The following is a 23,372-nucleotide window of genomic DNA, read 5'->3' as shown; positions in this document are numbered from 1 at the left end:
CGATGGCGATTGGCAAGGAACATGAAATTCACAAGCGCCGCTCTGGCCGGAACACGGGGGTGGGGATTGCACTCGCCGCGTTTGTGGCGATCATATTCGGGCTGACGGTTGTAAAGGTCAAAGTGATCGACGTCGGCAGCGCTTATGACGAAAGCACGGGGGTCGCCTTGGAATGAAAGATATGTCTGGCACATCGAAAACCGCGCTTGGCCTTGTCGGGGTGGTGATCACGATGGGCGCGCTCGCTTGGGCTGCGGTCCCCCTATACGACTGGTTCTGCCGGGTGACTGGATATGGCGGGACCACGGCCTCCGCAACGGCTGGGTCTGACACCGTTCTCGACCAAGTCATCAAGGTTCGCTTTGACGCCTCGGTCGACCGCGAAATGGCGTGGGAATTCAAGCCCGTCGCCCGCGAGATGGAGTTGAAGATCGGCGAAACCGGGTTGGCGTTTTACGAAGCTTACAACCCGACCGACCGCCCCATCGCTGGCACGGCAAGCTATAACGTCGCACCCTATGCCGCTGGCAGCTACTTCACCAAGATCGACTGTTTTTGCTTTGAAATGCAGGTTCTGCAACCCGGAGAGCGGGTGCAGATGCCGGTGACATTCTACGTTGATCCTGAAATCGTTGACGACCGCGAAGCAAAATACGTGCAGCACATCACGCTGTCTTATACGTTCTACGAAACCGACCTTCCCGAAGACACGGCGAACCTCTCGACCGCGACTTCGACCTCTGTTAACTAAGGCCTCAAAACGAGGGAACCCATATGGCTCACGCAAAAAACCACGACTATCATATTCTTCCGCCATCCATTAATCCGTTCCTCGGCGCTGTCGCGGCATTTGTCATGCTCTTCGGCGCGGTTCAGTGGTTCGCGGATAACGGGCCCTGGATATTCCTGATCGGACTGGCTGGCGTGCTTTACGTCATGTTCGCATGGTGGTCCGACGTGGTGCACGAAAGCCAGGTTGGCGATCACACCCCGGTGGTGCGGATCGGCCTGCGCTACGGCTTTATCATGTTCGTGATGTCCGAGATCATGTTCTTTGCCGCGTGGTTCTGGAGCTTCTTCAAGCATGCCATGTATCCGATGGGGCCAGAATCACCCGCGGTTGACGGTGTTTGGCCACCTGCGGGCATCGAAACCTTTGATCCGTTCCACCTGCCGCTGATCAACACGCTGATCCTGCTGTGTTCCGGCGCTGCGGCGACGTGGGCGCACCACGCGCTTGCCCATGAAAACAACCGCCGGGATCTGATCAATGGCCTTGGTCTTGCCATCGTGCTCGGCATTCTTTTCACGTTCTTCCAGATATACGAATACAGCCACGCGGCCTTTGGTTTCTCAGGTAATATTTATGGCGCCAACTTCTTCATGGCGACCGGTTTCCACGGCGCGCATGTGCTCATCGGGACGATCTTCCTGACAGTCTGCCTCATTCGCGCGATGAAGGGCCACTTTACCCCCGAACGTCACGTCGGGTTCGAGGCTGCGGCGTGGTATTGGCACTTTGTCGATGTGGTCTGGCTGTTCCTGTTCGCCGCGATCTACATCTGGGGCAGCTAATCCCAATCCGCGGTTGAAAAGACCGGAGCAATACACGAAAAACAAAGCGCGGGGCCATTGGCCTCGCGTTTTCAGTTGATAGGGTCCGCACGTGGAACGCCGGATAATATTACCGCTTCTGTTTGGTCTGCTTGGGGCCGCAGTTCTGATCGGTCTTGGGGTGTGGCAGGTGCAACGGCTTCAATGGAAAGAGGGCGTTCTTGCCACTATTGAGGAGCGTCTGAACGACGCACCGATGACGCTTCAAGATGCGACGGACCCTAAATACCTCGACTACGCCCCGGTTGAACTCGCGGGGCGCTTCACCGGCAAAGAATTGCATGTGCTGGCGAGCCTCAAGCGGATCGGAGCGATCTACCGCATCGTTAGCGCATTCGAAACGGATAGCGGGCAGCGCATCCTCGTTGATCGGGGCTATGTCCTGGCCGACCAGAAAGACGCCCCCCGTCCGCCGGTTGAGGCGACGATCATAGGCAACCTCCACCAGCCGGAGGAGGTCGACAGCTTCACGCCGCCCCCCGACCTCGACGCAAACATCTGGTATGCCCGCGACCCGGTCGCGATGGCGGAGGCCTTGGGAACCCACTGGCTGTTCGTGATCGCCAGCGACACCTCCGAAGATCCGGCACCGGTCACACCCTTGCCCGTCGACACATCGGTGATCCCAAACGACCATCTTGGCTATGCGATCACGTGGTTTTCACTCGCTGTCGTGTGGTTGGGGATGACAGCCGCCATCGTCTGGCGTATCAGGCGTCGAACGCAGTGAAGGCATAAAGCGAATGCGATATATCTCGACACGCGGGGCGGCCCCGGTCCTTGGATTTGAAGACGCGATGCTGACAGGCCTCGCGCGGGACGGCGGGCTGTATGTTCCGGAAACGATCCCGACATTCAGCGCCGGTGAGATCAAGGCGATGGCCGGCCAAAGCTACGAAGAGGTCGCGTTCACCGTTATGCGCCCGTTCATCGGTGACAGTTTCGCCGACGACGAATTTCGCGCGATCATCGCCCGTGCCTACGAGGGCTTCACCCACGACGCCCGCGCGCCGCTGGTTCAGCTTGGTTCCAACCACTTCCTGCTAGAGCTTTTCCACGGCCCGACGCTCGCCTTCAAAGACTTCGCGATGCAGTTGATCGGCCAGCTATTTGAGGCATCACTGACCAAGCGCGGGCAGCATGTGACCATCGTCGGCGCGACCTCCGGCGACACCGGCTCTGCCGCGATTGAGGCGTTTCGCGGGCTGGATGCCGTCGATGTCTTTATCCTGTTCCCCGAGGGGCGCGTCAGCGACGTTCAGCGCCGCCAGATGACCACCCCCGTTGAGGGTAACGTCCATGCACTGGCCCTCAAGGGTGACTTTGACGATTGCCAGGGCAAGTTGAAGGACATGTTCAACGATTTCGAGTTTCGCGACGAAGTCGGGCTGGCTGGTGTCAATTCGATCAACTGGGCGCGGGTGCTGGCGCAGGTCGTGTATTACTTCACGTCTGCGGTGTCGTTGGGTGCTCCGGAGCGGGCCGTGAATTTCACTGTGCCGACCGGTAATTTCGGTGACATTTTCGCAGGCTATATCGCGCGGCGCATGGGGTTGCCGATTGAAAAGCTGGTGATCGCGACGAACCAGAACGACATCCTGCACCGCACGATGGAAACCGGCGTTTACGAAACCCAAGGCGTCACGCCGTCGATCAGCCCGTCGATGGATATTCAGGTCAGCTCAAACTTCGAACGGGCGCTGTTCTTTGCTTATGGCGGCGACGGCGCGGCGGTGGCACAGCAGATGGATGACCTGAAAACCACGGGGCGGTTCACGGTCAGCCAAGGCGCGCTAGAAGCGCTGCGTGAACAATTCGCGTCGGGGCGCGTGTCTGAGGATGAAACCTCCGCCGCGATCAAGGATTTTCAGCGGCGGACGGGGCAGGTGCTTTGCCCCCATTCTGCGATTGGCGCACGGGTGGCGGACGATCACCTTGGCGCAACCCCCATGGTAACGCTCGCCACCGCGCACCCTGCGAAGTTCCCCGAAGCGGTCGAAGCGGCCTGTGGCACCCACATTGCGCTTCCGCCGCATATGGCGGACCTATTTGACAAAGAAGAACGCATGACGGTCGTTGAAAACGACCTGAGGCAACTGGAAACATTGATAAAAGGTCGATTGTCTAAGTGAGTGTTGAGTTTCATACCCTTTCAAACGGGTTCCGCATTGTAACGGAGCCCATGCCCGGCCTTCTGTCCGCGTCCCTTGGAATCTGGATCACCGCCGGCGGCCGCGATGAATTGCCGGAACAGAACGGCATCGCCCATTTTCTTGAGCATATGGCGTTCAAGGGAACGACCACGCGCAGCTCCGTCGATATTGCCGAAGCGATTGAGGACGTTGGCGGCCATATCAACGCCTACACCAGCCGCGAGACGACAGCCTATTACGCCCGCGTTCTGAAAGACGACGTGCCGCTCGCGCTTGATGTGATCTCGGACATTTTGCTCAACCCCACTTTCGAAGACCATGAGATCGAAACAGAGCGCGGTGTGATTTTGCAAGAGATCGGCCAATCGCTCGACACGCCAGACGACGTAATCTTCGATTGGTTGCAGGAAGAAGCGTATCCCGACCAACCCATCGGGCGCACCATCCTCGGCCCGGCAGAGCGTGTCAGCGCCTTCACCCGCGCCGAATTGTTGCAGTTCGTCGCGCGGCACTACGGCCCTGAACGCATGATCCTTGCAGCGGCGGGCGCAGTAGATCACGACGATATCGTGCGCCGGGCGGAGGTGTTGTTCAGCGATTTGAAACGCGGCGTCGCGACCGACGCCCAACCGGCAAAATATACCGGTGGCGAGCGGCGAGAGGTGAAGGGACTTGAACAGGCGCACTTCGCCCTTGCCCTTGAAAGCGCCAGCTATCGCGACCCGGACATCTATACCGCACAGGTCTACGCGGGCGCGATGGGTGGCGGAATGTCGTCGCGCTTGTTTCAGGAAATTCGCGAGAAAAGAGGGCTTTGCTACACGATCTTCGCGCAAGCCGGAGCCTATGCCGACACCGGGATGACGACGATCTATGCGGGCACGAGCGCTGACCAGATAGCTGAGCTTTCGACGATCACCGTGGATGAGTTGAAGCGCGCGGCCGATGATATGTCCGACGCCGAAACCGCGCGGGCCCGTGCGCAGATGAAGGCCGGATTGCTGATGGGCCTTGAAAACCCATCGAACCGGGCGGAGCGTTTGGCGAGGATGACGGCGATCTGGGGGCGGGTGCCGAGCATTCCGGAAGTTGTTGAGAAGATCGACGCGGTTGATACCGCGATGGTGCGCGATTACGCGGCGCGGATCGCCGGGCAGGCAAAGCCGAGCCTTGCGCTTTACGGCCCAATCGAAGGGGCGCCCTCGGTCGCGGACCTGAAGCAAAGGCTCGTTGCCTGATGATTGGCCGTCGCCGGAAAATTCGGATTGAGACGGAGCGCATGACGCTTCGCCCTCCGGCACATGGCGACCATCGAAGCTGGGTTGATCTGCGTCGAAACAGCACGGATTTCCTGACCCCGTGGGAGCCGAACTGGGCAAACGACCATTTCACCCGCAAATCCTTCACCAACCGGGTCTACTGGGCGCAGCGGTCTATCACCAGTGGGACCGCCGTGCCGCTGTTCCTGATCCGGCGCAGCGATGATGCGCTGCTTGGGGCGGTGACGCTCGACACGATCCGGCGCGGACCGGCGCAGGCGGCAACCTTGGGCTATTGGACGGGCGCGCCCTATGCACGGCAGGGCTATATGCGCGAGGCGATTGAGGCTGTCGTTCACTACGCTTTCAACACGCTCGACCTCAGCCGGGTCGAAGCCGCGTGCCTGCCGGAAAACAAGGCGTCCCGCGGCGTGTTGGAGAAAACCGGGTTCAAATACGAAGGTGTCGCGCAAAGCTATCTTCAGATCAACGGTCGCTGGCGCACTCACGTTCTCTATGCCAATCTGCGCCTTGATCGCCGGGGCAAGACGGCCACCGGCTGATCGCTGAGTTGACCGAGGCAAGGAGCATTCATGCCGCTCAACCCTGCCGATGATACGTTTCGCAGCACCTTGGCTGGCGTGGTTGATGAGGCTGTTTTTCGCCCGCTAACCCCTGCCTATCTGGAAGAGCCGCGCCGCAGCTTTCGCGGGGCGGGCGGCATACTCGTCGCCCCACGAACGGTTAAAGAGGTCGCGGCGATTGTCAGCGCTTGCAACGCGGCAAAGGTCGGCATTGTCCCATATGGCGGAGGCACGGGCTTGGTTGGCGGGCAGGTCTTGTCCGAAGGACCGGACCCGGTTGTTCTGTCGCTGGAGCGTATGGCGAAGGTCCGCGCGACCTACCCGGCCGAGAATGTGATGATCGCTGAGGCGGGGGGCGTCCTTTCCGACGTTCAGACAGCGGCGGCGGAGGCTGACCGCTTGTTCCCGCTGTCTCTCGCGTCCGAGGGCAGTTGTCGTGTCGGCGGGGTTCTTTCGACCAATGCCGGCGGCGTCAACGTACTGCGCTACGGGAACGCCCGCGATTTGTGTCTGGGGCTTGAGGCGGTGCTGCCAACCGGTGAAATCTGGCACGGGCTAAGCAGGCTGCGGAAGGACAACACCGGATACGACCTGCGGAACCTGCTGATCGGTGCCGAGGGCACTCTTGGCGTCATTACGGCGGCCTCACTCAAGCTGTTTCCGCGTCCGGCGAATGTCGGAACCGCGCTGTTTGTCGTTCCCGACCCTGCCGCCGCGTTGTCCATGCTGTCGTTGACCCAAGCCCGTGTCGGCGGCGCCGTTAGCGCGTTTGAACTGATCCACCGGACCGGGCTTGAGTTCCTGACCGAGACCGTTGCCGAAACCCGCCAGCCTTTCCCCACGCCGCCTGAATGGATGGTGCTGGTCGAATTGGGGCTGGCTGGCGGCACACCCGCTGCCGACGTGCTGACCGATCTGTTTGAGGATGGCGCTAAGCAGGGGCTTGTCACCGACGGGCTGATCGCCCAGTCGGAGGCGCAGCGGGCGGAATTTTGGACCGTCCGCGAAATGATCCCCGAGGCGAACAAGCGCATCGGCGCGGTGGTTAGCCACGATATCTCTGTCCCGCTTGGTGCGTTGCCGGAGTTCATTGCACAAGGGTGGGCGCGCATCGCGGCGATTGGCCCGTTCCGCATCAATTGTTTCGGGCATGTCGGGGACGGCAATCTACACTACAACGTCTATCCGCCGAAGGGTGAGGCGCGCGAAAGCTATTACGACAGAAAAGATGAGGTTGAGCGGGCCGTGCATGACCTCGTCCACGCTTTCGGCGGCTCTTTCAGCGCTGAACATGGCGTGGGTCGTCTGAAACGGGCGGAGCTGGAGCGCTATGGCGATCCGACAAAGCTGTCCGCGATGCGGACGATCAAGGCGGCGCTCGATCCGAATGGAATTATGAATCCGGGGGCGGTGCTGGCGGTGCCGGACTAAGCAGTCTGGTCGCCCCACCGAAACCCCGGCAGGGCGACCAATTCGCTACGTGTGTGCAAGCAACATCCGTGGGTAACGGACGCCTCAGCTATAGGCGGGAAGGGTTACCAGAACCTTTACGCGCCCTCGAATTCGCAGAGGGAAAATACATCCATCCCGAGGGTTTCCAGCTTGGCGCGGCCACCAAGTTCAGGCAGGTCAATGATGAAGGCGCAACCCACAATTTCGGCGCCCAAGCGTTCGATCAGTTTGATACCCGCCTCTGCCGTGCCACCGGTGGCGAGTAGGTCGTCGACAACCAAGATCTTTTCGCCGGGCTGCAAGGCGTCGTCATGGATCTCCATGATCGCCTCGCCATATTCAAGCGCATAGTCCTGACTGATCGTCGTGCCGGGCAGTTTGCCCTTTTTGCGGATCGGCACAAAGCCCACCGACAATTGGTGCGCAATCGCGCCGCCAAGAATGAACCCGCGCGCCTCAAGCCCGACGACTTTGTCAATCCGCTCCCCCGCGTAGGGCAGCAGCATTTGGTCAATCGCCATCCGAAAACCGCGCGCGTCGGCGAACAACGTGGTCACGTCCCGAAACATGATACCTTCATGAGGGAAATCGACGATGGTGCGGATGTAATCTTTGACCTGCATGAGGGCTCCAGCGGAAATTCAGACCGCCCTTACACCTAAAACAGTCTGCGGCTGAGGCAAAGGCGGAAATCGGCGGACAAGGACGCAGGCTAACCCAGCACTCGTACCGCCACCGCGTCCAGTTTCGCAACAACCTCTGGGTCACGGGCATCGGGTTGCGTCAGGACCGCAAATTCCAGCGCGCGGTCGCAGCCGTGCGGGCAGGGGGTGCGGTCTGCGCCCAGCAGATTCGGCAAGCGCTGCACCATTGATCGCGCCTTGTCTGCGTTGCCCATCAGCGTTTGGATGATCTGCGTCACGTCCACTTCGCCATGGTCGGGGTGCCAGCTGTCGTAGTCGGTGATCATCGCGACCGAGGCGTAGCACAGCTCTGCCTCGCGGGCGAGTTTCGCTTCGGGCATGTTGGTCATGCCGATCACGTCGCAGCCCCAGCTTTCGCGATACATCTTGGATTCCGCGAGGGTCGAAAACTGCGGCCCTTCCATGGCCAGATACGTGCCGCCGTCATGGACGGTAATGCCGCTGTCGATGGCGGCCGTCAGGCAAGCGGCGGACAGGCGTGGGCAAGTCGGGTTGGCGACCGATACGTGGGCGACGCACCCCGTGCCGAAGAATGATTTTTCGCGGGCGAAGGTCCGGTCGATGAACTGATCCACAATGACGAAATCGCCGGGTGCCATTTCTTCGCGGAACGACCCACAGGCCGAGACTGAGATCACATCCGTCACACCCAACCGCTTCAGCGCGTCGATATTCGCGCGGTAGGGCACTGTCGTTGGGCTATGAGTGTGCCCTCGTCCGTGGCGCGGCAGGAACGCCATTTTCACCCCATCAACCTCACCCGTCAGGATTTCGTCCGAGGGCGCGCCCCAAGGCGTTTCAACCGCTTGCCACGTTGCGTCTTGCAGCCCGTCGATCTCATAAAGGCCGGAGCCTCCGATTACACCGATCATCGTGTCCATGCCTGTTCTCCTCAGTCTTTCGGGCGCGTCAGAGGGAAAATCTCTGTCACGCGGGTGTAGTCGTGATAGCCAAGCCGCGCGAGCGGCTGGTAGGTGGTGATGCCGAACATCCCGTCCTTCACGCAGTCATCGCGCATGTGGATGCCTGTCACCTCTCCGAACACGACGAAATTTGCGGTGCCGGGCAGTTCCACGATCTGCGTCAGCTTGCATTCGAGCGATGCAGGCGCATCAGCGACTCGGGCGCAGGCGATGGTTTCGCATTCCGCTTTGGTGATGCCCGCAGTTGCGAATTCGTCAACGCCTGCAGGTTTCGGGGCCGAGGTCGCGTTCATCACGTCGCGGGCGGCGTATTCCACGATGTTGACGCAGAACGCCCCGGTTTCGCGAATATTCGCGACGCTGTCCTTGGTGCCGTTCTGATCGGGCTTTGCGCTGGTCGAGGCGAACATGACCTGCGGCGGCTCATACGCGACCGCGTTGAAGAACGAATAGGGCGCCAGATTGTCCAACCTATCCGCCGAACGGCTTGAAATCCAGCCGATTGGCCGGGGTGTGACGATTGCGTTGAACGGGTTGTGCGGCAGATTGTGTCCGTCTTCGGGGCGGTAGAACATTCGGGCTCCTGATGTTTGCCCAACAGGTAACGCCGTGCTACGCCCCTTTCCAGCAGAAATCCGATCAGGGGCGTCGGTAAGGGGACAGGCCGCGTTGTTTGAGCTAAGTCAGGAAACCGCCGAGGACTGGTGGGAGGTCGAGGCGCTATATGATCTGTGCTTCGCACCGGGGCGAGAGGCGTTGTCGTCTTATCGCCTGCGGGATGACGTGCCTTGCGTTTCAGACCTGTCTTTCGTCGTGCGCGATCCAAGCGGGATCGTCGCCGGGGCCATCCGATACTGGCCGGTCCGCGTCGGCGGGCAGCCCGCGCTGTTGCTTGGTCCGGTTGCTGTCCACCCGACACATCAGGGCGAAGGCGTCGGTGGATCACTGATCCGGCATAGCCTTGACGCGGCGAAACACCTTGGCTGGACGCGCGTTATGCTGGTTGGCGACGCGCCTTATTACGGCCGCTACGGCTTTAAACGGCTGGAGGGGGTGGAGATGCCGCCGCCGACGAACCGCGACCGTGTTTTGGGGATCAGCCTGGCCGATGACGGGTGGGATGGCGTGCGCGGAGCGGTTACGAAATTCGACGTACCCGCAGTCAGCCCGGATTTATGACTGGACCCAGGCGCGGACGGCTTTTCTGACGGATTGATCGCCACGCTCCCGCGCTTCGTCAATGACTTTGCGCAGTTCGGTCAGGTCAGTGCGGCGCAGCACGCTTTTGACCGGGCCTATAGATGCCGGGCGCATCGACAGGGACCGAAGGCCCATCGCCGCAAAACAAAGCGCTTCCAGCGGTCGCCCGGCATCCTCACCGCAGAAGGAAACCGGAGTGTTGGTTTCAGCGCACCGCGCGACGATTTGTTCGATCAGCGTCAGGAAGCTGACATTCAGCGTATCGTAGCGCCGCCGGACAAGTTCGTTTTCGCGGTCGGCGGCGAAGAAGAACTGCTTTAAGTCATTACCGCCGATTGAAATGAAATCCGCCATCTCAAAAAACTGGCGCGGCGCGAAGGCGAGGGAGGGTGTTTCCAGCATCGCACCGATTTTCAGGTCTTCGGGCAAGATGTGGCCAAGTGCTCGCTCCCGCTCAACCTCACGCAGCAGCAGGTCACGGGCGGCTTTGAATTCCTCAAACTGGGCAACCATCGGAAACATAATGGAAATCGGACGACCATGCGCGGCCCTCAGGAATGCCTGCGCCTGCATCCGCATGACGCCCGGCTTATCAAGGCCGACGCGGATCGCCCGCCAGCCAAGTGCGGGGTTTGGTTCGTCTTGCCGGGTCATGTAGGGCAGAACCTTGTCCGACCCAATATCAAGGGTTCGGAATACGACGGGCTTGCCGTGGGCCGCATCCAGAACGCGGGAATAAAGCGCGGCAAGCTCTCCCCGGCGGGGAACTTTGCTGCGGATCAGGAACTGAAGTTCCGTGCGAAACAGGCCCACGCCTTCGGCGCCCGAATTTTCGAGCGATGGAAGATCCGCCATCAGCCCCGCGTTCATCGTGAGCGTAATCGTTTCGCCCGAAAGCGTTTCGGCGGGTTTTTCGCGGATTGAGGTGTAGCGTTCCTGCGCCTCGGCCTGCATCGCGATCTTGTCGCGGAAGGCTGCGACGACTGTTTCGTCTGGTCTGAGGTGAACGATGCCCTGTTCGCCATCAACCATCACGACATCGCCGTTTAACGCCTCGGTCGTGATGCGCTGGGCGTGGATCACCAGCGGTATCGCCAGCGCCCGCGCGACAATTGTTGCGTGCGACCCGACGGAGCCTTCCTCAAGCACGATACCCTTCAGGCTGCGCCCGTATTCCAGCAACTCTCCGGGGCCGATATTGCGGGCGACGAGGATCGGATTATCGGGCAGCGTGGCCCCCGTATCCGACCCTTGCCCGGTCAGGATGCGCAGCAGGCGGTTTGACAGATCGTCAAGGTCGTGCAGGCGGTCGCGCAGATAGGCGTCAGGCACTTGCGACATGCGTGCACGAGCCGATGATTGTTCTTTTTCCACAGCCGCTTCGGCGGAGAGCCCGCGGGCGATGTCTTCCTCCATCCGGCGCATCCAGCCTTTGGAGTTTGCGAACATCCGGTAGGCTTCAAGGACTTGATATTGCTCTTTATCGCCGGTCTTGGCCGTTGTCAGCATGTCGTCGACGGACACGCGAAGCTCCTCAACCGCTTCTTGCAGGCGGGCAAGCTCGGCGTGCGGATCGTCAGCGATGGGGTTGGTGATCACGACCCGCGGTTCGTGCAGGTAGATATGCCCTTCGGCAACGCCTTCCTGCGCGACGGCCCCGTTTATCATCACCGGTCGCTGGTGGCGCGCGGACAGCGCGGCGCCTTCGCCGACAAACGCGCCGAGTTCGGTCATTTCGGCCAGAACCATCGCAACGACTTCGAGGGCGTAAACCTCATCCTCGGAATATTCGCGGTCGACTTTGGACTGCACGACCAAAACGCCAAGCCGTTCGCCCAGACGCTGGATCGGCACGCCCAGGAAGGAGGAGTAAATCTCCTCCCCCGTTTCGGGCATAAAACGAAAGCCCTTTTCGCTGGGCGCGTTGGCTGTGTTCACGGGTACCGCAAAGCGCGCGACGCGGCCTACCAGACCTTCACCGATTTTCAGGCGTGTTTGGTGGACGGATTCGCGGTTCAGCCCCTCTGTGGCGCAGAGTTCCAGCGTTTCATCGTCGCGGAACAGATAGATCGAGCAAACCTCGGTCTGCATGGAGTCCGCGATCAGATGGGTGATACGATCGAGCCGTTCCTGACCCGCGCTATCTTCGGCCAAAGCTTCGCGCAGACGCCCGAGAAGCTTGCGGCTTTCGCTTTCTGTTTGTTCGGCCATTGGCCCCTAAACCGCTTTCTCCAACTCGAAAGCATCATGCAGGGCTTGGACGGCGAGTTCCATATATTTTCGGTCGATCAAAACAGAAATCTTGATTTCAGAGGTCGTGATAACCTTGATGTTGATCCCCTCGTTCGACAAAACTTCGAACATCCGGGCGGCGATACCGGACTGGCTGCGCATCCCGATCCCAACGACAGAGATCTTCGCAACATCGGTATCGGCAACGATGTCATGATAGTTGATTTCGCCGGATGTCTTTGCTTCTTCCATCGCCCGTTCCGCGCGTTTCACCTGATCGGTGGGGCAGGAGAAGGTCATATCGGTGCGACCTTCTTCGGCGATGTTCTGAACGATCATATCGACGTTTACGCCCGCATCAGACAGCGGACCGAAGATGGCGGCGGCAATACCCGGACGGTCAGCGACCGAGATTAACGTCACTTTCGCTTCGTCACGCGAATAGGCGACGCCGGCGACAACATTGGATTCCATGATATCCTCCTCGGCACAGACTAGGGTGCCAGCGTTTTCGTCGTATTCCTCAAAGCTCGACAAGACACGCAGCTTGACGTGAAAGCGCATTGCGAGCTCGACAGAGCGGGTTTGCAGAACTTTCGCGCCCAGCGACGCGAGTTCCAGCATTTCCTCATACGCGATTTTTTCGAGCTTCCGGGCCTTCGGGCTGATCCGGGGGTCGGTCGTGTAGACGCCATCGACATCAGTATAGATATCGCAGCGCTCCGCACCAAAGGCGGCGGCGAAGGCCACGGCGGTGGTGTCTGATCCGCCACGCCCGAGTGTGGTGATCCGCCCCTCGGGGCTGACGCCCTGAAACCCGGCGACAACAGCAACCCGCATGCCTTCGTCGAACTTGGCCATCAGATGTTCGGTCGGGATTTCCTCAATCCGGGCAGAAGAGTGCGCGGACGTCGTTTTGACCGGAACTTGCCAACCTTGCCAACTGCGGGCCGGAACATCCATTTCCTGCAAGGTCAGTGCCATCAGCCCGGCTGTGACGTTTTCGCCAGAGCTGACAACCGCGTCGTATTCCCGCGCGTCAAACATGGCCGACGTTTCGGAGACCCAGCCGACAAGTTCGTTGGTTTTGCCGGACATGGCTGACACGATGACGATCACGTCGTAGCCTTTTGCCACCTCAACGCCCACGCGCTTCGCCGCGCGGCGGATACGATCAAGAGAGCCGACAGACGTGCCCCCGAATTTCATCACCAACAGCGGCATCAACCTGCCCATGTCCCAGTTATTCAATCAGCCGCGTCTGTAAGCGGGAATGGGGCCAAGGGCAATAGGGGCGACTGTGAAGGCGCTAGTTGGTCTTGCGATTTGGGGTGAAGGGCAGAGGTGCGACCGGCACGCCGTCTTCGATAAGGGATTTCGCCTCTTCCGGCTTGGCTTCGCCATAGATGGCGCGGGTCGGCGCATCGCCGTCGTGGATCGCGCGGGCTTCGGTTGCGAAATTCATGCCGACATATTCGGAGTTCGCCTCGATCTCAGCCTTCAATTTCGCCAGCGCGGCTTGTTTTTCATCGTCCGGGGTGGTCAGCGCGCCCGTGCCGGGTTCTGAGACTTTGTCCCGGCCGGGGGTGACGCGGGGTGCCATGATCGCCTTTGAAACATCGGTATGCCCGCAATCAGGGCACGCAACCATTCCCGCCGCCTGAAGTTTGTCAAACCCTTCTGCGGATTGAAACCAGCTTTCAAAGCTGTGATCGTTTGCACATTTTAGCGCGTAGCGGATCATTTCGCGATTCCCAAAGAATAATTTGGACTTAATGGCATCTTACCTGAAATCAACGGGAGAGGCGTTATTTCGGTAGCCTCGTCGGGTCAAAACTGCGGATAATCTGCCCAAGTTCCGGGTCGCTGACCCGCGCCGCGGCCTTCTTTCGGCTGAACCATTTTCGTTTGCGCTGGTCGGCCTCGGGGTACGATTTCAGCAGGCGCTTCACCTTCAACGGAAAGATCGCAACGATACAGGGCAGTGTATCCTCATCATCCAGCCCCTTGGTGTATGAATAAATGCCAAGACAAACGGAACTCGCCTTGCCTTCAACGCCTGCTTCCTCAAACGCCTCCTGCGCGGCGGCTTCGACGGGGGTTGCATTGTCCATCGGCCACCCTTTCGGGATCAGCCAGCGTCCGGCACCCCGGCTCGTGATCAATAGCACCTGCACTTTGCCGTTCTTGATCCGGTAACACAGCGCACCAAACTGGCTACTGACACCGCGTTTTTGACCGGCCGTCAGCCTTATCGGACTTTGCGTCGTTCTTGCCATCGTCACGTCAAATCTACCCGTATAGGCCAAAAGAAAAACGAAATCGGCCCGCCTCAACTCGTTTTTCTTGACTATAGACCATCTGTTTTCGCCCGCAATTGGCAATGTTGCAGAGTGGCCGTGCGGCCAATTTGCGATGGAAGTTCGCTCGCAAGGCGGGTAATCGTTGCCAAGGCCGTCAGGCTGAATGAGAGGTTTCGGCGAATGTTCAACGACAAGACTATTCTGATTACGGGCGGCACAGGCTCTTTCGGTAAGAAGTATGTGGATCATATTCTGGCCCAATACTCCCCGAAGAAAGTCATCATCTTCTCGCGCGATGAGTTGAAGCAGTTTGAGATGGCTCAGACCTACAACGCGCCCGAAATGCGGTATTTCATCGGTGACGTGCGGGATGAATCGCGGATGAAGGAAGCGATGGATGGGGTCGATTATGTCATCCATGCTGCTGCACTGAAACAGGTGCCCGCGGCAGAATACAACCCGATGGAGTGTATCAAGACCAACATCCACGGCGCGCAGAATGTCATTCAGGCAGCGCTGGCGAATGGGGTGCAGAAGGTCATCGCGCTGTCGACGGACAAGGCTGCGAACCCGGTCAACCTTTATGGCGCGACGAAACTGGCCTCTGACAAGCTGTTCGTCGCTGCGAATAACATGGTCGGCCCGCGCCCGACCCGCTTTTCGGTTGTGCGATACGGCAACGTCGCCGGGTCGCGCGGATCGGTCGTGCCGTTCTTCAAAAAGTTGATCGCCGACGGTGCGAAAGAGCTCCCGATCACTCACCTCGACATGACCCGGTTCATGATTACGCTGGACGACGGGGTTGAGTTCGTTTTGAAAAACTTCCACCGGATGCAGGGGGGAGAGATTTTCATTCCCAAGATCCCTTCGATGAAGATGGTCGACCTTGCCAAAGCGCTGGCGCCCGATCTGCCGCATAAGGTGATCGGCATTCGCCCCGGCGAAAAACTGCACGAAATCATGTGCCCTGCAGATGACAGCCATCTGACGTTGGAGTTCCATGATCACTACGTCATCATGCCGACAATTCAGTTCAGCCACCCGTCCGATTTCACGGTCAATCGCTTGGACGAAAAAGGTGAACCGGTCGAACAGGGGTTCGAATATCACTCCGGCAACAACACGGATTGGCTGTCCGAAGAGGGTTTCTTGAAAATGGTGGAGCAGGTCAGCGAATGATCCCCTACGGTCGTCAGGATATTCGGCAGGAGGATATCGACAGCGTTGTCGCGGCCCTGACTTCTGATTTCCTGACGCAAGGGCCGCTGGTGCCTGCTTTTGAGGGGGCTGTGGCCTCCGCCGCGGGTGCAAAACATGCGGTTGCCGTCAATTCGGCCACTTCCGCGCTTCATATCGCATGTCTGGCGCTTAAATTGGGGAAGGGCGATCTGCTTTGGACTTCGCCCATCACCTTTGTTGCCAGCGCCAATGTCGGCTTGCTGTGCGGTGCCGAGGTTGATTTCGTCGATATCGACCCCGAGACTTTCAACATGAGCGCCGACGCGCTTGCGAGAAAGCTCGACGCGGCTGAGAAGGCGGGGCGTTTGCCGAAAGTGCTGATGCCCGTTCATATGTGCGGACAGTCCTGCGATATGGAGGCCATCGGCGACCTTGCGAAACGCTACGGTGTCCGCGTCATTGAAGATGCGAGCCACGCGATTGGCGGCCAATTCCAGAACCAGCCGGTCGGTGCCTGCGTGCATTCCGATATCGCGGTGTTCAGCTTTCACCCGGTCAAAATCGTAACAACCGCCGAGGGCGGCGTTGCCACAACGAATGACGACACGTTCGCGGAGCGGATGAACCTCTTTCGCTCGCACGGTGTCACACGCGAACCCGACCTGATGGTCAGCGATAGCCACGGACCTTGGTATTACCAGCAGATCGAACTTGGTCTGAACTACCGCATGACCGAACTTCAGGCCGCGCTGGGCGTCGCGCAGATGGATCGTTTGTCGGAATACGTTGATCGCCGCAACCAACTGGCCGAACGCTATGATGCGGCGCTGGGAAATTTGCCGCTGAAACGTCCGGGACGGCTGGCCGACGCGCTGTCGGCGTTCCACCTTTACGTCATCCGCGTTGACGCCGAAAAGCGGCGCGCGGTGTTTGAGGCGCTGCGCGGCGACGGCATTGGCGTCAACGTCCACTACATCCCGGTCCATTTGCAGCCTTATTACAAAGCGCTCGGCTTTCGCGAAGGGATGTTTCCGGCGGCGGAGGCTTATTATTCTCAGACGATTTCGATCCCGCTTTATCCCGGTCTGTCTGACAATGATTTTGCAGCGGTCGTCGGGGCGATTGAAAAGGCGCTGGCATGAGCATTTGCTTGATCCCGGCCCGTGGTGGGTCAAAACGGATTCCACGCAAGAATATCAAAGACTTCTGCGGCAAACCTATGATCGGGTGGTCGATTGAAGCCGCACGCCGGGCCGGCTGTTTTGACCGCATCATCATCTCAACCGACGACGCAGAGATCGCTGATGTCGCCAAAACCTTTGGGGCCGAAGTGCCGTTCATGCGGCCCGATGAACTCGCAAACGACTTCGCGACCACGCAGGCCGTGATCCACCACGCGATCGAGTGGTTGGAGGCGGAAGGTGGGGCGCCCAATGCCCTGTGCTGTCTCTACGCGACCGCCCCCTTCGTTCGGGCGGAGGATATTAGCGACGCCGCCGATCTACTGACCGACGCCGATTATGTGATCCCCGTTACCAGTTTCGCTTTTCCGATCCAGCGGGCAGTCAAATTGACGCCGAATGGTCGTTTGGCGATGTTCGACCCCGACCAATACAAAACGCGGTCGCAAGACCTTGAAGAAGCCTATCACGACGCCGGGCAATTCTACTGGGGCAAGACCAATGCGTGGCGCGACGCCGTTCCGCCATTTGGAGAGGGAACCAAGCCGCTCGTGTTGCCGCGCTCGCGAGTACAGGACATCGACACGCCGGAAGATTGGGAACAGGCCGAAGCGATGTTCCGCGCCTTGGGATTGGCCGACTAAGACCTGCTTCTATTCGACAGAAGTGGGTGATTTATAAACATACATCGCGAACTCAAATGGGAACCCGCCTTCGCGGATCGCATAGTCATGCCGTAGGACTGGATGACCGCCGAGTTCCGTTTTGCAAAACGCAAAAACTTCCATCGGATCAACGTAGTATAGGCCGTCGTCAAAGTAATCGACATAGGTCGACATGGCATTGAACGCGATCCCAACGTCAGCCGCGTCGAACATGCGACGAAGGGTGTTTTCCATGAACGCCTTGTTGTCGTCCATCCTGTTGTTGAACACGCCGGACAGCACTGCGTAGTCATACCCCGAGGGCAGTTCATCCGCCGCGTGCATCAGCGATGCCTGCGCGCCGTCGTCATCGGCCATTGATTGATTGGCGAGGTCGACAAACTCCGGCACGATATCGACGCCGTGATAGCGATTAGTAAATCCCTGACCCTTCAGGAAGTGATAGAAATGCGCCAGCCCGCATCCGACATCCAGAACCGAGGTCAACGGCGTCGCAACCTGCTGGAGCACCTTGAACCGCGCCTCATGGCTTTCGGGGTCAGCATACTGCACCGCGTGAGAGCCGGGCCCATGTTTTTCAAGCAGGGACTGATAGTGCCGGATCAATTCATCATTCGACATCGGGGGCGTCCTTTGGCGTGGTCTTGGTGAGGATCATGAGGTTGCGACCTCATCTGCAGACAGGGCTGGTTTGATGCCGGATCGGACGAGGTCAAGAAATGCGTCCGGGCCGACATGCGCCAACGCGTCGATCGCCGCCATGTGGCTTTCAAACGCGCCGAAAAGCTGCGGATGGGGTGGATGGTCGTAATTCAAGAAGCAGAGCGCGGTTGCGCCGTTGGCGAATTCACCTTCCTCTGTCAGATAGTCGTGGGCGCCGACGGGCGACAAATAGGTATCCGCGTTAAAATACTCGCATATCTCAATCAACCGACCGGATCGCGTTCCGGTGCTTTGCACCTTCATATCCGAGGATCGGTAGCGTGGGGTCGATATTCCCGACACCTCGGCAATTTTGTCGATGATCGCGATGTTAAGCGATGCGACGGTTGCGCCGGATGTCTCAAACGACCGCTTCAAGATATCCTCGACCACATCGAAATGCGGCGCGCGGCCAAGATTGGCGGTGACGGTCTTGAGCAGGGCCACCTCAAACCCGGTTTCGGCCAGCTTCGCCTCGCAGATCAGCGGTTTCGACGGTTTGCGCGCAACGCCTAGGGACAGCATGATCGGCCCGTTAGGCCCCTTGATCCGGTTGCGGGTTTGCCAGCTTTGCTTTGACAATTGCACATCGTCGAGAAACACGAAGTGATCGACGCTATCCAACAGCGCGAAATATCCAAGCCACGGCAGGAAGGTCGGTTGCATGATGGCGACAGTGGTCACGGTGCAATATCTTCGCTGGTGATGGGCGACCCTTTCGAGACGGATCGCGCAAGGGTGCGCCCGACGACACCACCCCGGTCGTTCGGCGGAATGCCGGCGCCGGGCCGGACAAATCGGAAATCGTCCGGCGTGATCGTGTGACCCGCCGCCAGATCCCGAATTGCAAACGCAGAGCGGCGGCCAAGCGCCTTGGAGGTCTGCTCCGCCTCGGTCGTCTGCTTTTCCGCGCTTCCCTTGAGGGCGTGGATATCGCGGACACCGTCGGCGATGTCTTTCATGATCTCGGGCGTTGCCGAGAACCGGTGATCCGGCCCTTCCCGCGTCGGATCGTTCGTGTAGTGCTTTTCAATCGCGACGGCCCCCATTGCGGCGGCGGTCAACGGGCCGATTGACCCGATCGTGTGGTCGGAAAATCCGACCATGCGATCATAGCGCTGGCCCATCGTGACCATTGCGTTCAGGTTTATCTGGTCAATCGGGGCAGGGTAGCTGGAACAGCAATGCAGCAGCACGACCTCCCCCGATCCGGCCTTGTCGAGCACCTCAAGCGCGTGATCTATTTCGGCGAGGTTCGCCATGCCGGTCGACAGGATCAGCGGTTTCTTGGTCGACGCCACCGCCTCAAGCAGATCGTCATAGGTCATTTCGAACGACGCGACCTTGTAGATTTCACAGCCGAGCTTTTCGATGAAATCGAGATCGCGCGGGTCGTAGATCGAGGTGAACGGCAATAGCCCCAGATCGCGTGCCTTGGCAAAGAGGGGTTCGTGAAACTCCATCGGCATTCCGGCGGATTGGTAGAGTTCGTAAAGGTTTTCCTTACCCCAGACTGGATCGACTTTCATCGACGGGTGGTTGCTGGGGATCGTCAGCGAATCCGCGTCGTAGGTCTGAAGTTTCAGACAATCCCAGCCCGCCTCAGCCGCGATATCGACGAGGGCAAGCGCCTGGTCCAAATCGCGGTCGTGATTTGCGCTGACCTCAGCGATCAGCAGGGGCTTTTTATCCCGCCCGATGGCTTTGCCTTCGATGTTTAGCGTCATCAGCGTGCATTCCGGTCTTGGTTCAACATCTCTTCAATCATATTCGCGGCCCCATTGCCATCAACCACCTGCATCGCGGCCCGGTTCGGGCGGAAAAGGGACTTGCGGGTTGCTGGGTCTTTCAGGGCGGCGATTTCAGCCAGAAAGCGTTCGGTGCCGTTTGTGTCGCCATCAAAAAATATCCGGGCAAGCCCCGCGGCTTCGAACCCCTCAAGATAGGCGCGGTAGGCTGTTCCTGCCGAAAGATAAAGCCCGCTGCGCCCCAAGGCGGCGGCTTCGTAGCGGGTCAGGCCAAGACGCCCGACGACGAACGCAGCACCACCGATCAGATGGGCAAGGCTTTTCGGCGCGTGATGCAAGGCCCAGTTCGGATTCTCCGCCGCGAGCGTCGTTAGATCATCGCGGATCGTAGCCGAAAACAACGGCCCGACCACAATATCGGCGGGGATGTCTGCTTGTGCCAACTGCTGCGCAATCTTGACCGACAGTTCGTCCGGGTCCGCACCTCCACAGGTCACGAGGACGCGGCCAGCGGTCCAGCCATTGCCTGAATCTATTGCTGCGTATTCCCTTGAAATGACGGCATATTTCGGTCCGTGGCGCCAATTCGCGGCGTTGGGCGTGGAATGGAAGCGATCTGCGTTGAGGTAAGGAGTAAACAGCAAATCGGGCGACGGGGTGTCCGTTCCGGCGTAGTGATCCGGGGGCATACTGTCGATGACCCCGACAACCGCCGGGGATTTGGATAGGTTGCCGATTTCCTGCGCGGCGGCCTCGCCGTTTCCGGCGCGGCAGATGTCGGTCAGAACGTGGGTGATGCTGCTATTTGCGTTGATCCAATCCGCGCGTTGGCCATCGACAACAATGGTGTCGGGTGTCGAAAACCCCTCCGCCTCAAGAACGTTGGCCCCTTCGGGCGTGACCGCGTGCAGATGGCGTATGCCGCGGTGGTGAAGCTCCTCCGACAAGGCGAAGGCCCGCCGAAGATGGCCAAGCCCGATTGCGGGCGAAACGTCATAGCGAAGGGCAAAAACGGGGGTGGTCATCGCTCACCCCCGAGATATGGCATAAGCAGCGCAACGGTCCGGTCGCTTGCGCCTTTGTGCTGATCGTTGAACCCTTTGGTTCGGCTTTGGAACGCCTCATAACGTGCGGGGTTGTTGAAATGTGCGGCGGCAATTGTCGCCAGTTCTTGTGCGTTGTCGGCCGAAATCAACGCGCCCGCCTCGATGGCGTCATAGGCGGGGTAGGCGATGCCATATAGGCTCGGCCCCGTAATCACAGCGCGTTCGAGGGCGAGCGGTTCGATGATGTTGTGCCCACCCATCGGCGCAAGCGTCGCGCCGACAAAGACGATATCTGCGAGGGCGTAATAAAAATCCATCTCGCCGAGAGAGTCGCCGATCAGCACGTCGATGTCTTTGACAATTTCTCCGCCGCGCAGGGAGTCATCAAAAACATCGGAACGTCGGCCGCAGTTGAGTCCCCGTTCGCGCAACCTATCAAACACTGCGTCAAACCGCTGCGGGCTGCGCGGCACCCAGAGGATTAGCGGCGGGGGGGAGACCTCGGCGCGAAGCTGGTCGATAAAGGCAATCAACTCCTCCTCTTCCGCTTCGATAGAAGAGGCGATTGTAAGCGTCCGCCGCTGGCCCAGTTGCGATCCGGCCGCTTTGGCGGCGGATCGCATGTCATCGCGAATGGGCAGGTCGAACTTCAACTCACCAACGACTGAAATGCGGGCCGGATCGACCCCGGCGCGACGATACCTGTCGGCCCGTTCTTCGGACTTGGTGATGATGCGGCTGTAGAATTTCCAAAACGTCCCGCGCATCAGGCCAAAGGGCCCGGTATCGCGGACAAAGGCGCGTTCGGTGTAATTTCCGTTGATCTGGACCATCGGAATCTTACGTTGCGCCGCCTCAGCCATCAGGCCGGGCCAAAGCTCTGCCTCAACCACCACACCAAGGCTCGGGCGGTGATCGCGCAGGAAACGGCGCACGGCCCAGAAAAAATCACCGGGAATATAGCTTTGCACGACGCGGCCAGACGCAATGTCATCCGCGAACAGCGCCCGCCCGGCATGAAGCCCAGCGGGGGAGCTGTGGGTCAGCAGGATATTGACACCCTCATCAAGCAGACCCTTCACAACAAGACTCGCTGCGCGGGTTTCGCCAAGCGATGCGGCAAAGACCAGAACGCGGCCTTCGGTCAACGGGCGCACCCGGCCGAAGCGTTGGGCAAGGTTGGCGCGATATAACGGTTCGCGCTTTGATCTGATCAGCAGCAAAAGCAACAGAGCAGGAAGCGCGAGGTGCAGTAGCACTTGATAGAGGACGTATACGAAGCGAAGCCGCATCGACCACGGAAAAACCGGCAGGGTCGAGGCTTGGCCGTCATCTCGCGGATTATTGCTCGTCATCTGCACCCTGTTGGCCGGTTCCGGGGCGAGGTAGCATATTTTCCAAACCGGTTCATAGCGTAATTCACAACCGCTTCGGGGTGTTACGGTATTTTGCCGCATGATACCTATATGGAATAGTGTGCAAGTATGAGTGTCAAAGGCGCCGCACCACGCGCCCAAACCGGGAAGGGGAGCATCGAAGATGTGTGCATATCCAAGCAATTTGACCGTCAAGCCGGATGTCAAAGCGTTCTTTGATCCTGCGACCAATACGATCAGCTATGTCGTGCGCGACCCCGACTCCGACGCCTGCGCCGTCGTCGATTCCGTGATGGATATCGACTACGCCGCCGGGCGCATCACCTCGACCCATGCGGATGAGATTATTGCTTATATCGTTGAAAACAAACTGAAACTTGAATGGCAGATCGAAACCCATGTTCACGCGGATCACCTGTCTGCCGCGCCCTACATTCAGGAAAAACTCGGTGGAAAGATCGCGATTGGCGAAAATATCACCGTCGTTCAGGATACCTTCGGCAAGGTGTTCAATGAGGGAACGGAATTTCAGCGTGACGGCAGCCAGTTCGATCTGCTGCTGAGGGATGGCGACACTTACACGATCGGCACGATGTCCGCTTTCGCGATGCACACGCCGGGCCATACGCCCGCCTGCATGGTGCATGTCATCGGTGATGCCGCGTTTGTCGGCGACACATTGTTCATGCCCGACGGAGGCTCCGCCCGCGCCGATTTCCCCGGAGGCTCGGCTGCGGAGCTTTACGACTCGATCCAGAAAGTTCTGTCACTGCCCGACGAAACCCGCCTGTTCATCTGCCACGACTATGGCCCCAATGGCCGCGATATTGCGTGGGAGACAACTGTGGCCGAAGAAAAAGCGCACAACATCCACGTCGGCGGCGGCAAAACGAAAGAGGATTTCGTCAGGTTCCGCACCGAACGCGATGCAACGTTGGATATGCCGAAACTGATCATCCCATCGCTGCAAGTCAACATGCGAGCAGGGGAGGTGCCCTGCGACGACGAGGGTAACCCAGTTCTGAAGGTGCCGGTTAACAAGCTTTGACGG

The 23,372-nt window shown here is 59.4% G+C and carries 25 protein-coding genes; 13 read left to right on the top strand and 12 right to left on the bottom strand.

The genetic code is table 11. The features are described from left to right. Window positions 1-2 precede the first annotated feature (2 nt). The 8 genes from ACEWPJ_RS10780 (at window position 3) to ACEWPJ_RS10745 (ending at window position 7,041) form a co-directional block, all read left to right on the top strand. Window positions 3-176 (top strand): hypothetical protein, encoded by a 174-nt coding sequence (locus ACEWPJ_RS10780; RefSeq protein ID WP_416513074.1) that lies wholly within the window; start codon window positions 3-5, stop codon window positions 174-176. After that, complete coding sequence (locus tag ACEWPJ_RS10775; protein WP_416513073.1) at window positions 173-751, top strand: cytochrome c oxidase assembly protein; 579 nt, start codon at window positions 173-175, stop codon at window positions 749-751. Before ACEWPJ_RS10780 ends, ACEWPJ_RS10775 begins: the two co-directional genes overlap by 4 nt. A 23-nt stretch (window positions 752-774) precedes the next feature. Continuing rightward, a complete protein-coding gene (locus ACEWPJ_RS10770) occupies window positions 775-1,575 on the top strand; it encodes a cytochrome c oxidase subunit 3 (RefSeq protein WP_416513072.1) in 801 nt (266 codons plus the stop codon). 91 nt (window positions 1,576-1,666) lie between these two features. Continuing rightward, window positions 1,667-2,344 carry an SURF1 family protein gene (locus tag ACEWPJ_RS10765; protein ID WP_416513071.1) on the top strand — a complete coding sequence of 226 codons (678 nt, stop codon included), beginning with the start codon at window positions 1,667-1,669 and terminating at the stop codon, window positions 2,342-2,344. Window positions 2,345-2,357: 13 nt separating this feature from the next. Then, entirely contained in the window at window positions 2,358-3,746 is a 1,389-nt protein-coding gene (gene thrC / locus ACEWPJ_RS10760) for a threonine synthase (RefSeq protein ID WP_416513070.1), read from the top strand. Next, window positions 3,743-5,005 carry a M16 family metallopeptidase gene (locus tag ACEWPJ_RS10755; protein ID WP_416513069.1) on the top strand — a complete coding sequence of 421 codons (1,263 nt, stop codon included), beginning with the start codon at window positions 3,743-3,745 and terminating at the stop codon, window positions 5,003-5,005. The genes thrC and ACEWPJ_RS10755 overlap by 4 nt, the downstream gene beginning before the upstream one ends. Next, window positions 5,005-5,589 (top strand): GNAT family N-acetyltransferase, encoded by a 585-nt coding sequence (locus ACEWPJ_RS10750; protein WP_416513068.1) that lies wholly within the window; start codon window positions 5,005-5,007, stop codon window positions 5,587-5,589. The genes ACEWPJ_RS10755 and ACEWPJ_RS10750 overlap by 1 nt, the downstream gene beginning before the upstream one ends. Before the next feature lie 30 nt (window positions 5,590-5,619). Continuing rightward, window positions 5,620-7,041 carry an FAD-binding oxidoreductase gene (locus ACEWPJ_RS10745; protein ID WP_416513067.1) on the top strand — a complete coding sequence of 474 codons (1,422 nt, stop codon included), beginning with the start codon at window positions 5,620-5,622 and terminating at the stop codon, window positions 7,039-7,041. A 116-nt stretch (window positions 7,042-7,157) separates the two neighbouring features. Here the strand turns inward: ACEWPJ_RS10745 and ACEWPJ_RS10740 are convergent, their stop codons facing one another. The 3 genes from ACEWPJ_RS10740 to ACEWPJ_RS10730 form a co-directional block, all read right to left on the bottom strand. Beyond that, window positions 7,158-7,685, bottom strand: coding sequence for an adenine phosphoribosyltransferase (locus ACEWPJ_RS10740; protein ID WP_416513066.1), 528 nt, complete (start codon window positions 7,683-7,685; stop codon window positions 7,158-7,160). 89 nt (window positions 7,686-7,774) lie between these two features. After that, complete coding sequence (locus tag ACEWPJ_RS10735; protein ID WP_416513065.1) at window positions 7,775-8,647, bottom strand: S-methyl-5'-thioadenosine phosphorylase; 873 nt, start codon at window positions 8,645-8,647, stop codon at window positions 7,775-7,777. 11 nt (window positions 8,648-8,658) lie between these two features. Further along, a complete protein-coding gene (locus ACEWPJ_RS10730; RefSeq protein WP_416513064.1) occupies window positions 8,659-9,264 on the bottom strand; it encodes a flavin reductase family protein in 606 nt (201 codons plus the stop codon). A gap of 94 nt (window positions 9,265-9,358) precedes the next feature. On the opposite strand from ACEWPJ_RS10730, the gene ACEWPJ_RS10725 reads away from it, so the two are divergent. Further along, complete coding sequence (locus tag ACEWPJ_RS10725; RefSeq protein WP_416513063.1) at window positions 9,359-9,868, top strand: GNAT family N-acetyltransferase; 510 nt, start codon at window positions 9,359-9,361, stop codon at window positions 9,866-9,868. On the opposite strand, the gene ptsP is transcribed toward ACEWPJ_RS10725, so the two are convergent. The 4 genes from ptsP to ACEWPJ_RS10705 form a co-directional block, all read right to left on the bottom strand. Then, the gene (ptsP, locus tag ACEWPJ_RS10720) at window positions 9,863-12,100 is read right to left on the bottom strand and encodes a phosphoenolpyruvate--protein phosphotransferase (RefSeq protein WP_416513062.1); all 2,238 of its coding nucleotides are present in this window, start codon (window positions 12,098-12,100) and stop codon (window positions 9,863-9,865) included. The two genes, ACEWPJ_RS10725 and ptsP, sit on opposite strands and share 6 nt — an antisense overlap. A 6-nt stretch (window positions 12,101-12,106) precedes the next feature. Then, window positions 12,107-13,345 (bottom strand): aspartate kinase, encoded by a 1,239-nt coding sequence (locus tag ACEWPJ_RS10715; protein ID WP_416513562.1) that lies wholly within the window; start codon window positions 13,343-13,345, stop codon window positions 12,107-12,109. Between the two features lie 85 nt (window positions 13,346-13,430). Next, window positions 13,431-13,865: a DUF1178 family protein gene (locus ACEWPJ_RS10710; protein WP_416513061.1), complete on the bottom strand. Its 435-nt coding sequence runs from the start codon at window positions 13,863-13,865 to the stop codon at window positions 13,431-13,433. Window positions 13,866-13,929: 64 nt separating this feature from the next. Next, window positions 13,930-14,400, bottom strand: coding sequence for an NUDIX hydrolase (locus tag ACEWPJ_RS10705; protein WP_416513060.1), 471 nt, complete (start codon window positions 14,398-14,400; stop codon window positions 13,930-13,932). Between the two features lie 204 nt (window positions 14,401-14,604). Here ACEWPJ_RS10705 and pseB point away from each other — a divergent pair, with 204 nt between their 5' ends. The 3 genes from pseB to pseF are packed head-to-tail and all read left to right on the top strand — an operon-like array spanning window position 14,605 to window position 17,428. After that, window positions 14,605-15,603 carry a UDP-N-acetylglucosamine 4,6-dehydratase (inverting) gene (gene pseB, locus ACEWPJ_RS10700; RefSeq protein WP_416513059.1) on the top strand — a complete coding sequence of 333 codons (999 nt, stop codon included), beginning with the start codon at window positions 14,605-14,607 and terminating at the stop codon, window positions 15,601-15,603. Beyond that, window positions 15,600-16,745 (top strand): UDP-4-amino-4,6-dideoxy-N-acetyl-beta-L-altrosamine transaminase, encoded by a 1,146-nt coding sequence (gene pseC, locus ACEWPJ_RS10695; protein ID WP_416513058.1) that lies wholly within the window; start codon window positions 15,600-15,602, stop codon window positions 16,743-16,745. Before pseB ends, pseC begins: the two co-directional genes overlap by 4 nt. Then, window positions 16,742-17,428: a pseudaminic acid cytidylyltransferase gene (gene pseF / locus ACEWPJ_RS10690; RefSeq protein WP_416513057.1), complete on the top strand. Its 687-nt coding sequence runs from the start codon at window positions 16,742-16,744 to the stop codon at window positions 17,426-17,428. Before pseC ends, pseF begins: the two co-directional genes overlap by 4 nt. Before the next feature lie 9 nt (window positions 17,429-17,437). On the opposite strand, the gene ACEWPJ_RS10685 is transcribed toward pseF, so the two are convergent. From ACEWPJ_RS10685 to ACEWPJ_RS10665, 5 genes are read right to left on the bottom strand one after another with little or no spacing between them, the layout of a single operon-like run. Continuing rightward, window positions 17,438-18,070 carry a class I SAM-dependent methyltransferase gene (locus ACEWPJ_RS10685; RefSeq protein WP_416513056.1) on the bottom strand — a complete coding sequence of 211 codons (633 nt, stop codon included), beginning with the start codon at window positions 18,068-18,070 and terminating at the stop codon, window positions 17,438-17,440. Window positions 18,071-18,103: 33 nt separating this feature from the next. Next, entirely contained in the window at window positions 18,104-18,835 is a 732-nt protein-coding gene (locus tag ACEWPJ_RS10680) for a WbqC family protein (RefSeq protein ID WP_416513055.1), read from the bottom strand. Then, window positions 18,832-19,878, bottom strand: coding sequence for an N-acetylneuraminate synthase family protein (locus tag ACEWPJ_RS10675; RefSeq protein ID WP_416513054.1), 1,047 nt, complete (start codon window positions 19,876-19,878; stop codon window positions 18,832-18,834). The genes ACEWPJ_RS10680 and ACEWPJ_RS10675 overlap by 4 nt, the downstream gene beginning before the upstream one ends. Then, window positions 19,878-20,924 carry a hypothetical protein gene (locus ACEWPJ_RS10670; protein ID WP_416513053.1) on the bottom strand — a complete coding sequence of 349 codons (1,047 nt, stop codon included), beginning with the start codon at window positions 20,922-20,924 and terminating at the stop codon, window positions 19,878-19,880. Before ACEWPJ_RS10670 ends, ACEWPJ_RS10675 begins: the two co-directional genes overlap by 1 nt. Further along, a complete protein-coding gene (locus ACEWPJ_RS10665) occupies window positions 20,921-22,300 on the bottom strand; it encodes a 3-deoxy-D-manno-octulosonic acid transferase (protein ID WP_416513052.1) in 1,380 nt (459 codons plus the stop codon). Before ACEWPJ_RS10665 ends, ACEWPJ_RS10670 begins: the two co-directional genes overlap by 4 nt. A gap of 184 nt (window positions 22,301-22,484) precedes the next feature. Between ACEWPJ_RS10665 and ACEWPJ_RS10660 the strand changes: the two genes are divergently transcribed. After that, entirely contained in the window at window positions 22,485-23,369 is an 885-nt protein-coding gene (locus ACEWPJ_RS10660; protein WP_416513051.1) for an MBL fold metallo-hydrolase, read from the top strand. Window positions 23,370-23,372 lie beyond the last annotated feature (3 nt).

This window comes from Aliiroseovarius sp. YM-037 (assembly GCF_048060095.1).
Taxonomy (GTDB): Bacteria; Pseudomonadota; Alphaproteobacteria; order Rhodobacterales; family Rhodobacteraceae; genus JBLUOA01.
The sequence above is the reverse complement of the archived record's forward strand: the minus strand, read 5'-3'. Positions and strand labels throughout refer to the sequence as shown.

What these genes read in the sequence shown, in the direction of transcription:
- ACEWPJ_RS10780 (WP_416513074.1), top strand. Translation starts at nt 3, where the DNA reads ATGGCGATTGGCAAGGAACATGAAATTCACAAGCGCCGCTCTGGCCGG.
- pseB (WP_416513059.1), top strand. Translation starts at nt 14,605, where the DNA reads ATGTTCAACGACAAGACTATTCTGATTACGGGCGGCACAGGCTCTTTC.
- ACEWPJ_RS10745 (WP_416513067.1), top strand. Translation starts at nt 5,620, where the DNA reads ATGCCGCTCAACCCTGCCGATGATACGTTTCGCAGCACCTTGGCTGGC.
- ACEWPJ_RS10710 (WP_416513061.1), bottom strand. Translation starts at nt 13,865, where the DNA reads ATGATCCGCTACGCGCTAAAATGTGCAAACGATCACAGCTTTGAAAGC.
- ACEWPJ_RS10675 (WP_416513054.1), bottom strand. Translation starts at nt 19,878, where the DNA reads ATGACGCTAAACATCGAAGGCAAAGCCATCGGGCGGGATAAAAAGCCC.
- thrC (WP_416513070.1), top strand. Translation starts at nt 2,358, where the DNA reads ATGCGATATATCTCGACACGCGGGGCGGCCCCGGTCCTTGGATTTGAA.
- ACEWPJ_RS10685 (WP_416513056.1), bottom strand. Translation starts at nt 18,070, where the DNA reads ATGTCGAATGATGAATTGATCCGGCACTATCAGTCCCTGCTTGAAAAA.
- ACEWPJ_RS10775 (WP_416513073.1), top strand. Translation starts at nt 173, where the DNA reads ATGAAAGATATGTCTGGCACATCGAAAACCGCGCTTGGCCTTGTCGGG.
- pseC (WP_416513058.1), top strand. Translation starts at nt 15,600, where the DNA reads ATGATCCCCTACGGTCGTCAGGATATTCGGCAGGAGGATATCGACAGC.
- pseF (WP_416513057.1), top strand. Translation starts at nt 16,742, where the DNA reads ATGAGCATTTGCTTGATCCCGGCCCGTGGTGGGTCAAAACGGATTCCA.
- ACEWPJ_RS10730 (WP_416513064.1), bottom strand. Translation starts at nt 9,264, where the DNA reads ATGTTCTACCGCCCCGAAGACGGACACAATCTGCCGCACAACCCGTTC.
- ACEWPJ_RS10665 (WP_416513052.1), bottom strand. Translation starts at nt 22,300, where the DNA reads ATGACGAGCAATAATCCGCGAGATGACGGCCAAGCCTCGACCCTGCCG.
- ACEWPJ_RS10735 (WP_416513065.1), bottom strand. Translation starts at nt 8,647, where the DNA reads ATGGACACGATGATCGGTGTAATCGGAGGCTCCGGCCTTTATGAGATC.
- ACEWPJ_RS10705 (WP_416513060.1), bottom strand. Translation starts at nt 14,400, where the DNA reads ATGGCAAGAACGACGCAAAGTCCGATAAGGCTGACGGCCGGTCAAAAA.
- ACEWPJ_RS10715 (WP_416513562.1), bottom strand. Translation starts at nt 13,345, where the DNA reads ATGCCGCTGTTGGTGATGAAATTCGGGGGCACGTCTGTCGGCTCTCTT.
- ptsP (WP_416513062.1), bottom strand. Translation starts at nt 12,100, where the DNA reads ATGGCCGAACAAACAGAAAGCGAAAGCCGCAAGCTTCTCGGGCGTCTG.
- ACEWPJ_RS10750 (WP_416513068.1), top strand. Translation starts at nt 5,005, where the DNA reads ATGATTGGCCGTCGCCGGAAAATTCGGATTGAGACGGAGCGCATGACG.
- ACEWPJ_RS10670 (WP_416513053.1), bottom strand. Translation starts at nt 20,924, where the DNA reads ATGACCACCCCCGTTTTTGCCCTTCGCTATGACGTTTCGCCCGCAATC.
- ACEWPJ_RS10740 (WP_416513066.1), bottom strand. Translation starts at nt 7,685, where the DNA reads ATGCAGGTCAAAGATTACATCCGCACCATCGTCGATTTCCCTCATGAA.
- ACEWPJ_RS10770 (WP_416513072.1), top strand. Translation starts at nt 775, where the DNA reads ATGGCTCACGCAAAAAACCACGACTATCATATTCTTCCGCCATCCATT.
- ACEWPJ_RS10660 (WP_416513051.1), top strand. Translation starts at nt 22,485, where the DNA reads ATGTGTGCATATCCAAGCAATTTGACCGTCAAGCCGGATGTCAAAGCG.